Raw genomic sequence first — 14,772 nt, forward strand, 5'->3', positions numbered from 1 at the left:
GGTTCCGTGCGCAACAGGCCAGGTCACGTCCTCCTGGCCGCTGATTCGAAGAAAGGGGGAATGTCGGCGATGAGACCATGAAAGCCGGGGAGAACGCCATCTCGGGGACCGGGCGGGAAGAAGTCGCGCAAGGGCTTCTTCCCGCCCCCCGGCGGACATTCGGTCTTCATCTCGTCCAGGGGTTCGGCATCTTCCGTGAGTTCCCGACACCGCACGGAAATGCCGGAAGGAACCGTTTGCGTCAACGTGGCCCAGAGGAGAGCGACATGAGCACAGCGGAAACCATCGTTCCCGTCGCACCGCAGAAGTGCGGGCCGGTGCGGGCGGATTCCGGAGCCGTTCCGGATCTGCCGCAGATCGACGATCCGCTCCATGTCGCCCCCAAGGACGCGCGGGCCCTCTCGAAGGTGTTCCTCGACCGTCTCGCCCAGGTCCAGGAGGGCACCCGCGAGCACGCCTACGTGCGCAACACCCTCATCGAGATGAACCTGTCCCTCGTCAGATACATCGCCGCCCGGTTCCACGGGCGGGCCGATCAGACGGACGACATCGTCCAGGTCGGCACCATCGGGCTGATCAAGGCCATCGACCGGTTCGACCTCACGCGGCAGGTGGAGTTCGCCACCTTCGCCGTCCCGCACATCGCGGGCGAGATCAAACGCCACTTCCGTAACACCGCCTGGGCCGTGCACGTCCCGCGCCGGCTGCAGGAGCTGCGCGTCGACATCGCCCGGTCGACGGACGAACTCTCGCAGCGGCTCGACCGCGCACCCACCACGGCCGAACTCGCGGAGCACCTCGGCATGAGCAGGGAGGAGATCGAGGAGGGGATCGTGGCCGCCAACGGCTTCACCGCGACCTCACTCGACGCACCCTCCGACGAATCGCCGGGCGAGGCCGGCGAAGGCTTCGCCGACCGCCTCGGCGATGTGGACCAGGCTCTGGAGAGCGTCGAGGACGTCGAGGCACTCCGGCCCCTCGTCGCCCGGCTGGCCGAGCGCGAGCGGACCATTCTGCGGATGCGCTTCGGGGAGGAGCTCACCCAGGCGCAGATCGGCGCCGAACTGGGCATCTCCCAGATGCAGGTGTCACGGCTGCTCGCCCGCACGCTGTCCCGTCTGCGCGACCAGCTGCTGCCGCGCTCCTAGCGGCGCGGCACGCCCGGTCGGGCTCGCTCCCGCGGACGCCGCGGGACCCGCGGCCCGGAGGCCCCTCCGGCCCCCTCGTGCCGGCGGCCGGTCCGGCTCAGTCCGGCTTGGACCAGGGCCACTTGGGGCCGCCCTTCGGCTTCCCCTCCGGGTCGTACGCGTACTTCCAGCCGCGCTGCAGCCCCAGCCGCTTCGAATACCCGGCCGGTACGCGGCGGTAGACGTGGACGGTCGGTTCGCCTCCGTGCGGGTCCGGCACCGGGACCTCGTACACCTTCGGCGGATGGCCGGTCGCTCCCACCAGCACCGGGAGCACCCGGCCGTCCAGGGGGCCGCCCACGAAGGGTGTGTCCTCGCTTCTCATGACTCCGGCCTCACAGCAGATGCGCCGCGTCGCCGACCACGGGCAGAACGCGGCGGGCCAGCGCCCCCGCCGCACCGTCCGGGGTCTCGATCGCCAGGGCGGAGCGGGCGACCTCCGCCGTCTGCGGATCGCTCGCGGCGGTCACGGTGAACAGGGCGATGAAGTGGTCGACGAGCCAGTCGCGCAGTTCGCCGATCGGCGGCTGCTTGTCCTCGTCGAGCCAGATGAGGGAGGCCGCCTCGACCGCCGTGATCCACATGCGCACCATCATCCGGAGCCGCGGACCGGGCTCCGGCACCTCCATGTGCAGCAGGATCTGTTCGGCCCCCGTGCGCCGCACCTCGTCGACGATCGCGGACGTCCGGGACGTCTCGGCGACGCTGCCGCCCTGCAGCAGAGCGGTGAATCCGGGTGAGTGCTCGTCGACGAAGGAGAGGTAGCGGTCCAGGGCGCGCGAGAGGCGCTGGGTGAGCGGGCCGGTCTGGGGCTCGGCGAAGCGCTGCTCGAGTTCGTCGGCCGCGGTGCGCAGCGCGGCCTCGTAGAGTTGCTGCTTGCCACCGGGGAAGTAGCGGTAGACGAGCGGACGCGAGACCTCGGCGGCGTGTGCGACGTCGTCCAGGGAGACGTCCTCCGGTGCGGCGTGCGCGAAGAGTTCCAGAGCCGCCCCGATGAGCTGCGCCCGTCGCTGCTCGACGGACATTCTGCGGTACGCGACCTCGCTGCCTCTCATGTCCGGCAGCGTATCGGTCCACGTCATACGCGGCAGTCGGGGCGATCCACGCCGTGTCCGGCTGACCGCGTCGCCGCCCCGGCGACCGCCCGGGCCACCGGCGCCCCGGTCGCCGCCGGCTCCGGCGCGGCCGTAACGGTCACGCACCGGCCGCCCCTCGCTCCGTACCCGTCAGGCGTTCCGAACGGTCACACCTCACGCCAGCAGGCCCGAGCTGCGCCACATCCGGCGCCCCACGCCCCGCAGGATGCCGACGTCGTCGAGGAATTCGGTGAGGCGCTTCGCCCCGGTCTGCATGACCTCGCGCCGGTGCCCGCTGGCCCGCACCTGGGCGACGGCCTCGCGCCGGTCGAGTCCGACGTTCGTGTAGACCTGCGGATTGACGAAGGAGATCGAGAAGGCCCGGGCGGCCTCACCGCAGGTGATGCGGGTCAGTTCGCGCTCCCAGCGGGGGGCGGTCGCCATCTGCCGGCGCAGCTCCTCACGGGCGTACCGGACGTGCCGCGCCTCCTCCACCACGTGGATGCGGCTCGCGCCGCGGGCCAGGGTCTGGATCCGCTCGTCCGGGAAGGTCAGCCGCTGCATCCAGTCCAGGATCTCCTCGCCGAGCAGGGTGCAGGCGAAGGAACTGGGCGTCGTGGACATGGTCTTCAGGATGCGGCCGAGGTTGTGGTGGGTGGGCTTGACCCGGTACTCCGGGACGCCGGCCTTGTCGATCAGCCGGGCGAACATCTTGGAGTGGCGGCACTCGTCGGCGATCTCGGTGAGCGCGTACCGCACATGCGAACTGAGCAGGCTCTTGTCGTAGACGTGCCGCAGCAGCAACTGCATCAGGATGACCTCGAGCCAGATGCCGAGGGAGAGGAGCGCGCAGATCTCGTGCCGCGCCAGGTCCATGCGCTGCTCCTCGGACATCCGGTGCCACATGGGGGTGTCGTAGAGCGAGATCAGCTCCGGCGGCCAGAACCATTTGCCCTCTTCGAGCGGTGCGTCCCAGTCGAGTTCGGTGTCAGGGTCGAAGGAGTGCTTGGCGGAGGACTCCAGCAGGCGCTCGGCGACCTGTTCGCGGTCCTTGAGCAGCCCGAGCGCGTCGCGCAGCGGCGGGCGGGTTCCGATCAGGGACGTCGTCATGGCTCAGTGCTCCTTGCTGGTGAAGTGCCGCCGGTGCCGGCGACTTACCACCGGTCACCGCTTATGAGACTGCTTGTCAGTAAGCTCGTCAATCCCCTGTGCACGAGTTCTCGCGCGACTTGTTGACTGGGCGGTAACAGACGTGTGAGCCTGCCAACTATCCGCCCCCCACGGAGGTTTCCGGTCTGATCCGCGAAGCGAAGGAGGCGTCAGTGTCGACGCACGATCTCTACGCGCAAGATCCTGGGGAAGAGCTGTGGCAGGTGCCGGCGTCGGGCTCGGCCCGCTTCAGCTGGGAGTACGACGACGGCCGTGACCGGCTCCTCGCCCTGTACCAGAAGGGCAAGGACAAGCAGTGGGACGGCGCGAAGCGGATCGACTGGGACCTGGAGGTCGACCCCTACGACGCACTCGGCACCCCCGACGAATCGCTCGCCCTCCACGGCACCCCGTACTGGGCGAAGATGAGCGAGAAGGACAAGGGCGATCTGCGACGGCACTACACCTCCTGGCAGTTCAGCCAGTTCCTCCACGGCGAGCAGGGCGCGATGGTGTGCGCCGCGCGGATCGTGGAGTCCGTCCCCGACCTCGACGCGAAGTTCTACTCCGCGACCCAGACCATGGACGAGGCGCGGCACGCCGAGATCTACGGCCGCTTCCTCCACGAGAAGGTCGGGATGCTGTACCCGATCAACGACAACCTTCAGGCCCTGCTGGGCGACACGCTCCGCGACTCCCGCTGGGACATGCCGTACCTCGGCATGCAGGTGCTCATCGAAGGCCTGGCGCTCGCCGCGTTCGGCATGATCCGCGACACCACCACCAAGCCGCTGCCGAAACAGATCCTCGCCTACGTGATGCAGGACGAGGCCCGGCACGTCGCGTTCGGGCGCATGGCGCTCCGCGACTACTACCAGCAGCTCAGCGACGCCGAACTCCGTGAGCGCGAGGAGTTCGTGATCGAGGGCTGCTATCTGATGCGGGACCGGCTGCGCGGCACCGAGGTCCTGGAGAACTTCGGCATCCCGGCCGCCGAGGCCGCCGAGTTCACCGAGCAGTCCGAATTCCTGCACCTCTTCCGGAAGTTGCTGTTCAGCCGGATCGTGCCGTGCGTCAAGGACATCGGCCTGTGGGGCGAGCGCCTGCAGCGGGCCTATGTCGACCTGGGCGTCTTCGAACTCGGCGACTCCAACCTCGACCTGCTCATGGCCCAGGACGAGGAACTGGCCGAGAAGCTGGACGCGGAGCGGTTCGCCGAGGAGGAGGCGGCCCGTACGGCGGAGGTGACCGAGGCCATCGCGGCGGGCGCGGGCCTCGGCGCCGCGGGGGACGGGACCGGGACGTAGCCGGCGGGAATCGCGCCGGCGCCCAGGGGCTGGGGGAACCGGCGGGTTTCACAGGCGTGCTCCCCGTACGCGGTGCGCACGGGGAGCACGGTCAGCCGGTGTTGCGCAGGGGCGTCAGCACCAGTGGGGCGCGGCGCCGATGTTCTCGATGTAGCGTGCGGAGGCCCAGGCCCAGTGGCCGCTCGCGAGCAGGTACCACCGCGGGTTGCCGTCGATGTTCTGGCTGTTCACCTTGCAGTGGATACCGACGATCTTGCCGTAGTCGACGCTGCCGACGACGCGCGAGTTCGTGTTGGGGGCATCCCGCAGGAGCAGGCCGGTCCGTGCGATCACGCGGCCCTTGTACGGGGCACGGTCGTCGCGGTCGCCCGTCGGAGCCGCGATCGCGGGGCCGGCGGCGGTCATGGTGGCGAGGATGCCGGTAGCAGCGAAGACGGCGAGCTTGCTGAACTTGGACTGCAGCATCTTTGTCCTCCTGTGGAGGTGAGAACCCATGGAGAGCCCATGGGGGACTCGGGGCGCCGGGCGTCGGTTCGACGTCGGCCAGGCCCTGCACCCGGGAGGGGCGGCATCGTGGCCTTCCCGGCGGCGAGTTGCGGTGAATTGAACCGTTATCCGACTCGCACACATCACGCTACGGCTGTCGCCCATTGCGCGCAACTCATCACTCTCCGTATTCATCGGCGGGGGAGCGATGAGTTCCGGCGGCCCGCTCGGTCTCCTACGGCATGAATGCGAACACGCAGGCGGAGCCCATGATCGTAGAACGTCCCGAGCAGAGTTACGTGGCGGTGCGGAAGGCGGTCACGATGACCACCATCGGCGAGATCGCCGACCGCCTTCCGGAGATCTTCGGCTGGCTCGCGGCCCGGGGTGTCCAGCCCGCGGGGCCGCCGTTCTTCCGGTACCGGCTCATCGACATGGACCGGAAGCTGGACATCGAGGCGGGCTTCCCGGTCGCCACCGCCCCCGAGACCGAGGGCGACCTCTACGCGGACGTCCTGCCCGCGGGCCGCTACGTGACCGTCACCCACATCGGCCACCCCGACCGGCTCCGCGACGTCCACGCGTCCCTGCTGGACTGGGCGGCGCGGCACGACCTGAGGTGGGACATGGCGGAGACGGGCGAGGGCGAGGAGTGGGGCTGCCGCCTGGAGATCTACCGTACGGATCCGCGGGAGCAGCCCGACATGAACGCCTGGGAGACCGAGGTGGCCTTCCGCCTGGCCGACCGGGTGCGATAGCCGGACGCGCGGGGCGGACGCGGGCGCCGGGCGTGGCCGGGGAGTTCGGGCCGCCCGGTGGACACGGTGTGCCGTACTCCCGTGCGCGCGGGGGCAGTTGCGGTCTGCGGCCCGGCCGTGGTCGTGCGTGCCACAGCCGTCACGCCTTACCTCGGCGCCGCCGCGTTCTCGGTGGTCTCCGCCTCACGCTGCAGCGACCCCAGCACGCTCGCCGGATCGCCGTCCTTCCTGACCGCGTCGCCGATCTCCGACTTGAGCCGGGTCACGACTCCGCCCCACGACTTCTTGCCCACCGGGTAGCTCCGGGCCGTCGGCAGCTCGTCGAGGAACTTCCAGACCGCCTTGTTGTTCCTGTCCGCGCGCATCGCCTCCGAGGCCTCGACGGTCACGGGCAGGAGGTCGTACTGGTCCGCGAACTTCAGCACGTTCTTCTTGCTGTACGCGAAGTCGAGGAACTTCCCGACCTCCTCGCGGTGGCCGTTCTGCCGGAAGGCCATCATCCAGTCGGCGACCCCCGTGGTCGCCTCGGACGGGCCGGTGCGGCCGGGGAGCGGCGCCATCCCGAAGTCGATGCCGTTCTCCTGCGCGAGCTGCATCAGCGTCGGGTGCCCGTTGAGCATCGCGACGTCGCCGCGGGTGAAGGCGCTGAACGCCTCCTGCCGGTTCAGGGAACCGGGGTCGCGGTTGGTGAGGCCCTTGCCGACCATCTCGTCCCGCAGCCAGGTGAACGTCCTGATGTTGTCGGGGGAGTCGATCGTGTAGCTGCCGATGTCGTCGTGGTAGGCGCCGCCGCCGCTGAGCATCCAGTTCAGCGTCTCGGCCTGCGGCTCCTCCGGGCCCAGCGGCAGGGCGTACGGCGTCTTGACCCCGGCCTGCTCGAGCGCCCTGGCGTCCGAGGCCAGTTCGTCCCAGGTCTTCGGCGGGCCGGACAGGCCGGCCTTGGCCAACAGGTCCTTGTTGTAGAAAAGGACGCGCGTGCTCGCGACGAACGGCAGCCCGTACTGGCTCCGCCGGACCTTTCCGGCGTCGGCGAGCGCGGGAACGAACGAGGCCTGAGTGGGGATCGAGAGCAATTCGTCGGCCCGGTACAGCTTGTTCTGCGCGGCATAGCCGGCGTACGAACCGATCTGCGCGATGTCCGGCGCGTGACCCGCTTTCACCATCGCCGCGACCTTTTTGTCGACCTCGCTCCAGGTGTAGACGTCGACGTCCACCGATATGCCGGGGTGCTGGAATTCGAATTCCCCGGCGAGCTGGTCCCAGTACCGCTTGGAGCTGTTGCCCGACCGGTCGCCGTACTCCGCCGCCACCAGCTTGACGGTGACCTCGTCGGAGCCGGCTGCCTCGCTCTTTCCGCAGGCCGAGAGGGTGGACGCCAGCATGGCGGCGACACCGGCCGCCACTGTTCCCAAGTACCGCCGCTGCACTGCCAATACCGCCTTTTTCTTCTCAATCCCGTGCGCCGCACCGTTCTTCTGCGGGGGACGGCGCGACGGTGCAGTCTCTCCTGTTCCCCCGTGTGACGTCCACTTCACGCCGTGTATCGCTTCGGTTCCGACGCCGGGGGACACGGGGTCGACGGAGGTATTCCGGTGCCCGCGCCCGTTCTTCTCCGTAGGGCCTTCTTCGTACGGCCGCCGGCCTTCTCCGTACCGCCGCCCGCACCTCCGCACGTCCGCGCCGAACACCGGGCGGCGGTACGGTGGAAGAAGGCCGGCGCCGAGAGGAAGCGGGTCGCGAAAAGGCGTCCCGCGGACATTGCGCCGGCCGGGACGGCCGCCATGGACACACCTGAACGCATCCGTTCTCCGGAAGGTGCCGGGCCCTTCGAGTTCGCCCGGACCGCGGTGCTGCTGATCGACGACGACGCCGTGGTGCGCGGCTGGACCGAGGGTGCCGAGACGCTGCTCGGGCACCCGGCGTCCGAGACGCTCGGACGGCGGCTGGCCGAGGTCCTCGTGGCCGCCGACGAGCCCGCCGCGGACACACGGCCCGGCGGCCCGCCGGAGGACATCGCCTCGCCCGACGGCGGGTCCCGCGCGACGCTGCTGCCCCGGACCGCCCCGCGCGCCGGGGACGCGCCGCCTGCCGTGACGCCGGAGGAGCCCGGCCGCCGCCCGCGCGGGGCGGCCCCGGAGACCGGAGAGGACGCGGGGCCCGAGCGCGGCCGTCCGGTCAGCCCCGGCGGGGACGGCGCACCCGCACCCACCCTCACCGAGCGGCTGGGCTCGCCCGAGGGCTGGGGTGGCATCCACGCCGTACGGCACCGGGACGGCCACCGGCTCGACCTGGAGATCAGGATCCTGCCGCTGCACGCCGCCGACGGCCGCCCCTTCCGTCTCCTCCTCGCCGCCGACACCACGAGGACGCCCTGGTCGGGGGCGGGCCGCTCGCTGCTGGACGGGATCGCCGCCATGGCACCGGTCGGCGTGGCGATCATGAACACCGACCTGCGGTACGTCTGGATGAACGAGGCCCTGGAGCGCATGGGCGGCATCCCCAACGACCGCCGCATCGGCCGGACGCTGGGCGAGGTGCAGCCGGGCCTGGCGGTGCAGGCCGTCGAGGCGGAGATGCGGAGGGTGCTGGAGAGCGGCGAGCCCACGGTCGGGTACGAGTACCTCGGCCGGCCCCAGTCGGACCTGCAGCAGGAGCACGCGTACTCCACGTCGTTCTTCCGCCTGGAGGACGGCGACGGCGCGCCGCTGGGCGTCTGCTACATGGTGCTCGACATCACCGAGAGCTACCGGGCCCGCCAGAAGCTCGCCCTGCTCAACCGCGCGGGCGAACGCATCGGCAGCACCCTGGACGTCCTGCGGACCGCCCAGGAACTGGCAGAGATGGCGGTCCCCGAACTCGCCGACTTCGTCACCGTCGACCTCCTCGACTCCGTCCTCACCGGCGACGAACCGCAGCCCGGCCCCGTCGACACCGCTGCCCTCGCCTCGCTGCGCCGCGCGGCCCAGCAGTCCGTACGGGACGACGTCCCGGAGGCGGTCGTCGACGTGGGCAGGCCGAGCGGCTACCCCCACACCTCGCACGTCGTGCTCACCCTGCTCAGCGGCACCTCGTCTCTGGTCCAGTCACTCGACGCGGACCTGGAGGAGAGCGCCTGGGCGGCGGAGGACCCGACCCGGGCCGGGGTGATGCGCCGGCACGGGTTCCACACGCTGATGGTGGTGCCCGTACGGGCCCGCGGGATCTTCCTCGGCGCGGCCGCGTTCTACCGCTGGCAGCCCAAGGGCTCGTTCCAGCCGGACGACCTGCTGCTGGCGGAGGAGTTCGTCACGCGCGCCGCGGTCGCGATCGACAACGCGCGCCGGTACACCCGCGAGCACTCCGCCGCCCTGACCCTCCAGCGCAGCCTGCTCCCGAACGAGCTGCCCGGGCTGAGCGCGGTCGAGGCCGCAGGCCGCTACCTGCCCGCCGACACCGGCGCGGGCGTCGGCGGCGACTGGTACGACGTGATCCCGCTCTCCGGCGCCCGGGTGGGCCTGGTCGTGGGCGACGTGGTCGGCCAGGGCATCCACGCCGCGGCCACCATGGGACGCGTCCGCGCCTCCGTCCAGACCCTGGCCGACATGGACCTGGCGCCCGACGAGCTCCTGGGGCGGCTGGACGACATGGCGGGGCGGATCGCCGGCGAGAACCAGGGCGGCCCGGGCCTGACCGGGGCCACCTGCCTCTACGCGATCTACGACCCGGTCACCGGACTGTGCACCATGGCCCGCGCCGGCCACCCGCCGCCGATCGTCGTCTCGCCCGCGGGCGCGGCGCGGGTCGTCGACCTCCCGGCGGGGCCACCGCTGGGCCTGGGCGGGACGCCGTTCGAGGCCACCTCGCTCAAGGTGCCGGAGAACAGCCTGCTCGTCTTCTACACCAACGGCCTGATCCTGGGGCAGGGCCTCGACACCGACCAGGGGCTCGCCCGTCTGCAGATGGCCCTGTCGGCGCCGGAGGCTCCGCTGGAGGAACTCTGCGACGCCCTGGTCAACGGCATGCCCGTCAACCGGCCGGTCGACGACGTGGCGCTGCTGCTGGCCCGCACCCGGGCCCTGGCCCCGCAGACCACCGTCACCTGGGAGATTCCCGCGGAACCCGCCTCCGTACGGCAGGCACGGGCCTCCGCGGCCCGGCAGCTCGCGGACTGGGGCCTGGAGCACCTGACGTTCTGCACGGAACTCGTCGTCAGCGAACTGGTGACCAACGCCCTCACCCATGCGTCCGAGCCGATCAGCCTGCGGATGATCCGCGACGAGAGCCTCATCTGCGAGGTCTCCGACGGCAGCAGCACCGCGCCGCACCTGCGCCACGCACGGACGACGGACGAAGGGGGCCGCGGGCTGTTCCTCGTCGCGCAGTGCACCAAGCGCTGGGGCACCCGGTACGACTCGGAGGGCGGCAAGACCACCTGGACCGAGCAGTCCCTCCGCCCCGAGGGCGCGGAGGAGTCCGGCTTCGGTGGTACGGGTGCGTTCGCGGACCTGACGGACGCGGCGCGCATCGCGGTCGGGGAGCCGCAGCCTGACCCCGGCGCCTCGGGGCACGGCGCCCGTCCGGGGAGCGGGGCGGTCTGAGCGCGTCCACGGGACGGCCCGGGTCCCGCGGGGCGCGCCGGCGGCCCCGCACCGATGAGTTTCGTCGGCGGCACCGGTCTGTACAGGTGAGCCAAGGAGCGACGCGAGGAGGAACCCATGGCCACGGACCGATTCACCACCTGCCTCTGGTTCGACGGACAGGCGGAGGAGGCGGCGCACCACTATCTCTCGATCTTCAAGGACTCCGCGCTCGGGAGAATCGGCCGCTACACCGAAGCGGGACCGGGGCCCGCCGGTTCGGTGATGGTCGTGGAATTCGAGCTGAACGGACAGAAGTTCATCGCCCTGAACGGCGGACCGCAGTTCACCTTCAACGAAGCCGTGTCGTTCCAGATCCCCTGCGCCGACCAGAGCGAGGTCGACTACTACTGGGACCGGCTCACCGAGGGCGGCGAAGGCGTTGCCTGCGGCTGGCTGAAGGACAAGTTCGGGGTGTCCTGGCAGGTGGTCCCGACCCGGCTCATCGAGCTGATCGGCGACGAGGACCAGGAGAAGGCGCGGCGTACGACCGAGGCGATGTACGGGATGAAGAAGTTCGACATCGCGGCGCTGGAGAAGGCGTACGCGGGGGAGTAGGGGGAGCAGGGGGACACCAACTGCCGGGCGCGGACGCCGGGTCGACGGAGCACACCGCTTCGGGCGCACCGACCGGGCCGACGTGTCCCGGTGGCCTGTGAAGGCGTCCGGGGCGGCGGGGGGCTCGCATCCTCCGCCGCCCCGGACGCAAGCGACACGATCCGCTCAGACGTGCCGCCGCTCAGGGGGCCGGTGCCCGCTCACAGGGAGGGCGTACGCGGCTCCGGTACCGGTCCGCCCGGGGGCGTTCGCGGTGCCGGGCTCACACCCCCGCACCGGCCGGGTCAGGGGTGGGACCGCGCGTCAGTCGTGGAAGGGCCCCACGGTGGACGCCGGGTCGCACACGATCATGGCGCCTGGCACCGAGTTCTCGGAGCCGCCCGACTCATTGGTGCGGATCTCGGCCTCCCACCGCTGGTCCTTCCAGGAGACGAGGGCTCTGACCGCCTCGCTCCCGCAGGAGATCCCGTTCCTGGAGCCGCCCTCGCTCACCGTGCCGCCCTCGTAGGTCAGCTCGGCGACGGCGACGCCGCTGCCGTCCACCTGGATCACGTGGGTCTCCTGGTCCCGCGACTCGGCGGCCTTGGTGTTGAGGGTCTTCCGCTTGACCGACTGCAGTTCGACGGTGGGTGCGCCGACGACCGAGCACGGGGTGTCGCCGTCGTTCACGAGCTTGACGTCGGCCTTGCCGGTGCCGTTGGACGCGACGACGGTCACCGTGGAGTTCTCGTCGGTGCAAGGAGGCGCGTCGGCCCCGTGGTTGCTCCCGGAGTTGCCGCCCGCGTAACCGTTCTCCTTGCTTCCGCCGTCCTGTTCCGCTTGCCGGGAGGAGACGGATGCGGCGGTGCCCTCGTCCGTGGTGCAGCCGGTCAGAACGAGACTGCATGCGGCGAGAACCGTGCCTGCGGCGCAGAGCGGGAGACGAGAACGCATCGCAGTTCCTTGAGCATTCGATGAGCGGTCGTGGTGACGGCGGAGACGCCCGCAGGATGCACACGTCGTCACGCATGCCGGTCTCCGCCGTACCACATGAGCCCACCATGCGGCACTGAGCACGGTCGTGAGCAGTCGGTACCTAGATGGGGAGTCACCTCAGTCTCGACACAGAACCGTTTCATCACGTACACACAGTGAGCCTCGGGCCATGGAAAGCTCTCAGGTGTTCGATTTACCGTCACTTCGCGTCCCCCACCGCGAGTTGTCACGGGTGGACGGGCGCGCCTGTCTGGGAGAGGACACCCCCCACATATGTCCGTCCTTCGCCCGCAGCGGCTGAAGCCGCTGCCGCTCATAGCCGCAGGTGCCGTGATCGCCGGGATCGCCGTGCCCGCGTCCGCGATCGCCACCCAGGCACCGGAGAAGTCGCCGACCGCTGTTCGGCAGACGGTCGACGCGCCCGACGACTACTACAAGGACGCCGAGGGCAAGACCGGACCGGAGCTCAAGAAGGCCCTCCACACGATCATCAGCGAGCAGAAGAAGCTGACGTACGACGAGGTCTGGGACGCGCTGAAGGTCACCGACGAGGACCCCGAGAACGCGTCGAACGTGATCCTGATCTACTCCGGCAAGTCGCAGAGCAAGGACAGCAACGGCACCGGGAACGACGACTGGAACCGCGAGCACGTCTGGGCCAAGTCGCACGGTGACTTCGGTACCGCGACCGGCCCGGGCACCGACATCCACCACCTGCGTCCCTCGGACGTGACGGTCAACAGCACCCGTAACAACAAGGACTTCGACGAGGGCGGCGAGGAGGTCGAGGAGGCCCCGGGCAACCGCACCGACCAGGACTCCTGGGAGCCGCGCGACGAGGACAAGGGCGACGTCGCCCGCATGATCCTCTACATGGGCGTCCGCTACGACGGCGAGGACGACTTCCCCGACCTCGAGCCCAACGACAAGGTCGACAACGGCAAGGAGCCCCACATCGGCCGTCTGTCGGTCCTGAAGAAGTGGAGCAAGGAAGACCCGCCGAGCGACTTCGAGAAGAAGCGCAACGACCTGATATTCGAGAAGTTCCAGAACAACCGGAACCCGTTCATCGACCACCCCGAGTGGGTCGACGAGGTCTACTAGGCGGCCCTCACCACGGACGCCCGCGGCGTCCTTCGAGCCGGAAGGCACCCGGCTCGAAGGACGCCGCGGCGTTTTCCCGGGTCGGTCCCGCCCATGGCGAGGACGGCGCTCCTCGCACCGTCACCTGACATCGGCCGGGCCGGGGCGGGTAGGCGGCAGCACAGAGACACAGCCGGCCCGGCCGGGCCGGCGAACCTGGCCGGCCGAGGCCGGCACCGAACCACCCGGTGCGAGAACCGGCCGGGGAAAGGAGACTCGTCATGGTGATCGTCGCCGTCGCCGGAGTCTGCGTCGTACTCCTGGTCCTGGCGTTCCTGGCGCCCAGGCTGTCCCACCACCCGCAGCGCGGCGCCCAGAAGTCGCTCGGCCTGGGCGCACGAGGCGCCGGCAAGGCGCCCGGCCGCCTCGGACGCTGGCTGAGCAAGCCGTTCCACACCAGCAACCGCGCCGTGAGCCGCAGCGGAAGGGCCGGACGCAAGGGCCGCTTCCACATGCCGTTCTGACGCGACGGCCGTCCTCATGCCGTTCTGAGAGGACCGGCGCCCTCCGGCGCAGGGCGCCGGTCGGGCGATTGGATGAGCGTGCGGCCGGACTTCGGGTAGGGGCAGTGACATGACCAACTTCATCGTCTCCGTCCCCGGAACCTTCACCGAGCCCCTGCAGCCCGACGCGAGAACACGGCTGCTCACCGCCCTCCAGGGAGCCGACCCGGAAGAAGTCGGCGACGTACCACCGCAACTGGACGTCCTCAGCGTGGACGACGCCAACCGGACGTTCACCCTGCGCCTCGAAGTGGACGCCGAGGACAGCGAGGCCGCGCGCCTGGAGGTGCTGTCCATCGCCGACGAAGCCCTGAAGGAAGCGGGCTACGACGAACGAACCGCCCCGCTGGGCGACCCGTTTCTGACGGCCATCGACACGGAGTGAGGGCGGGCCTTTCGCGCGGGCCCGCTACGACCCGGCGATCCGGGCCACGACGCTGGGGTCGAGGCCGGTGAGCGATGCGATCCGGTGCGGCGGCACGCCGCCGTCCACGGCCCGGCTGATGAGCCGGTCCCGGTCGGCATTCGTATGCCGGAACGCTCGCAGCTCCGCCTCGACCTCCGCCACGGCCCGCGGCGCGCACGCGCTCCGCAACCGGGCCGTCTCCTCCTCGCTGAGGGGTACCGGAAGGCGCTCGGCGTCCTCCGGGACGGTCTCCTCCGCCTCCCCGGGCACGATCCGGAGCCGCTCGTCGCCGGCGGAGATGTTGTGGGCCTGCAGCCAGGCCATGACGGCAGGCGTCTCCAAGCAGTCCAGCCGACCGACCGCAGCCACCGGAGCACCGGGATGAGGCCCGGATTCGGGCAGGGCGAACAGAAAGGCGGTCTCGGCCATGATGGGGTGGATGTCCTCTCGGGCGTGACGGTCCGCCGATGCTAGCCGCACCCTCTGACGTCATGCCCCTGCGCCGTACGCCGCACCGAGTTCGGCGGCGCCGGTCACCAACTGCCCGATGCCACGCCCGCGTTGAGCCGGGATGCCGGGCCGGAGCCGGAGATCGCCTGTTCACGCCC

General features: G+C 70.6%; 15 protein-coding genes. 8 read left to right on the plus strand and 7 right to left on the minus strand.

Annotated features, from left to right (window positions below; translation table 11 throughout):
* Positions 1–266 precede the first annotated feature (266 nt).
* A complete protein-coding gene (locus ABZ822_RS03415; protein WP_360846237.1) occupies positions 267–1,148 on the plus strand; it encodes an RNA polymerase sigma factor SigF in 882 nt (293 codons plus the stop codon).
* Between the two features lie 97 nt (positions 1,149–1,245).
* On the opposite strand, the gene ABZ822_RS03420 is transcribed toward ABZ822_RS03415, so the two are convergent.
* The 3 genes from ABZ822_RS03420 to ABZ822_RS03430 form a co-directional block, all read right to left on the minus strand.
* The gene (locus ABZ822_RS03420; RefSeq protein WP_360846239.1) at positions 1,246–1,512 is read right to left on the minus strand and encodes a hypothetical protein; all 267 of its coding nucleotides are present in this window, start codon (positions 1,510–1,512) and stop codon (positions 1,246–1,248) included.
* 10 nt (positions 1,513–1,522) lie between these two features.
* Positions 1,523–2,242, minus strand: a complete 720-nt coding sequence (locus ABZ822_RS03425; protein ID WP_360846241.1) for a TetR/AcrR family transcriptional regulator — start codon at positions 2,240–2,242, stop codon at positions 1,523–1,525.
* A gap of 195 nt (positions 2,243–2,437) precedes the next feature.
* Complete coding sequence (locus ABZ822_RS03430) at positions 2,438–3,373, minus strand: diiron oxygenase (protein ID WP_360846243.1); 936 nt, start codon at positions 3,371–3,373, stop codon at positions 2,438–2,440.
* Between the two features lie 212 nt (positions 3,374–3,585).
* Between ABZ822_RS03430 and ABZ822_RS03435 the strand changes: the two genes are divergently transcribed.
* Positions 3,586–4,719: a ferritin-like domain-containing protein gene (locus tag ABZ822_RS03435; RefSeq protein WP_360846245.1), complete on the plus strand. Its 1,134-nt coding sequence runs from the start codon at positions 3,586–3,588 to the stop codon at positions 4,717–4,719.
* Between the two features lie 114 nt (positions 4,720–4,833).
* Here ABZ822_RS03435 and ABZ822_RS03440 read toward each other — a convergent pair whose 3' ends face one another.
* Positions 4,834–5,124 (minus strand): SH3 domain-containing protein, encoded by a 291-nt coding sequence (locus ABZ822_RS03440; protein WP_360847014.1) that lies wholly within the window; start codon positions 5,122–5,124, stop codon positions 4,834–4,836.
* Between the two features lie 350 nt (positions 5,125–5,474).
* Here ABZ822_RS03440 and ABZ822_RS03445 point away from each other — a divergent pair, with 350 nt between their 5' ends.
* Complete coding sequence (locus tag ABZ822_RS03445) at positions 5,475–5,963, plus strand: GyrI-like domain-containing protein (RefSeq protein ID WP_360846247.1); 489 nt, start codon at positions 5,475–5,477, stop codon at positions 5,961–5,963.
* A 146-nt stretch (positions 5,964–6,109) separates the two neighbouring features.
* Here ABZ822_RS03445 and ABZ822_RS03450 read toward each other — a convergent pair whose 3' ends face one another.
* Positions 6,110–7,345, minus strand: a complete 1,236-nt coding sequence (locus tag ABZ822_RS03450) for an extracellular solute-binding protein (RefSeq protein WP_360846249.1) — start codon at positions 7,343–7,345, stop codon at positions 6,110–6,112.
* A 399-nt stretch (positions 7,346–7,744) separates the two neighbouring features.
* Here ABZ822_RS03450 and ABZ822_RS03455 point away from each other — a divergent pair, with 399 nt between their 5' ends.
* Both ABZ822_RS03455 and ABZ822_RS03460 read left to right on the plus strand, forming a co-directional pair.
* On the plus strand, positions 7,745–10,540 hold the full coding sequence (locus tag ABZ822_RS03455; protein ID WP_360846251.1) for a SpoIIE family protein phosphatase: 2,796 nt from the start codon (positions 7,745–7,747) through the stop codon (positions 10,538–10,540).
* A gap of 117 nt (positions 10,541–10,657) precedes the next feature.
* Positions 10,658–11,137, plus strand: coding sequence for a VOC family protein (locus ABZ822_RS03460; protein ID WP_360846253.1), 480 nt, complete (start codon positions 10,658–10,660; stop codon positions 11,135–11,137).
* 303 nt (positions 11,138–11,440) lie between these two features.
* On the opposite strand, the gene ABZ822_RS03465 is transcribed toward ABZ822_RS03460, so the two are convergent.
* On the minus strand, positions 11,441–12,070 hold the full coding sequence (locus tag ABZ822_RS03465; protein WP_360846255.1) for a DUF4232 domain-containing protein: 630 nt from the start codon (positions 12,068–12,070) through the stop codon (positions 11,441–11,443).
* A gap of 315 nt (positions 12,071–12,385) precedes the next feature.
* On the opposite strand from ABZ822_RS03465, the gene ABZ822_RS03470 reads away from it, so the two are divergent.
* The 3 genes from ABZ822_RS03470 (at position 12,386) to ABZ822_RS03480 (ending at position 14,143) form a co-directional block, all read left to right on the plus strand.
* Positions 12,386–13,216 carry an endonuclease gene (locus ABZ822_RS03470; RefSeq protein WP_360846257.1) on the plus strand — a complete coding sequence of 277 codons (831 nt, stop codon included), beginning with the start codon at positions 12,386–12,388 and terminating at the stop codon, positions 13,214–13,216.
* Between the two features lie 260 nt (positions 13,217–13,476).
* Complete coding sequence (locus ABZ822_RS03475) at positions 13,477–13,719, plus strand: DUF6411 family protein (RefSeq protein ID WP_360846259.1); 243 nt, start codon at positions 13,477–13,479, stop codon at positions 13,717–13,719.
* A 109-nt stretch (positions 13,720–13,828) separates the two neighbouring features.
* Complete coding sequence (locus tag ABZ822_RS03480; protein WP_360846261.1) at positions 13,829–14,143, plus strand: hypothetical protein; 315 nt, start codon at positions 13,829–13,831, stop codon at positions 14,141–14,143.
* Between the two features lie 24 nt (positions 14,144–14,167).
* On the opposite strand, the gene ABZ822_RS03485 is transcribed toward ABZ822_RS03480, so the two are convergent.
* On the minus strand, positions 14,168–14,593 hold the full coding sequence (locus ABZ822_RS03485) for a DUF6003 family protein (RefSeq protein ID WP_360846263.1): 426 nt from the start codon (positions 14,591–14,593) through the stop codon (positions 14,168–14,170).
* Between the last annotated feature and the right edge of the window lie 179 nt (positions 14,594–14,772).

Origin of the sequence: Streptomyces sp. NPDC047108, from assembly GCF_040643575.1 — a bacterium.
Lineage (GTDB): Bacteria > Actinomycetota > Actinomycetes > Streptomycetales > Streptomycetaceae > Streptomyces.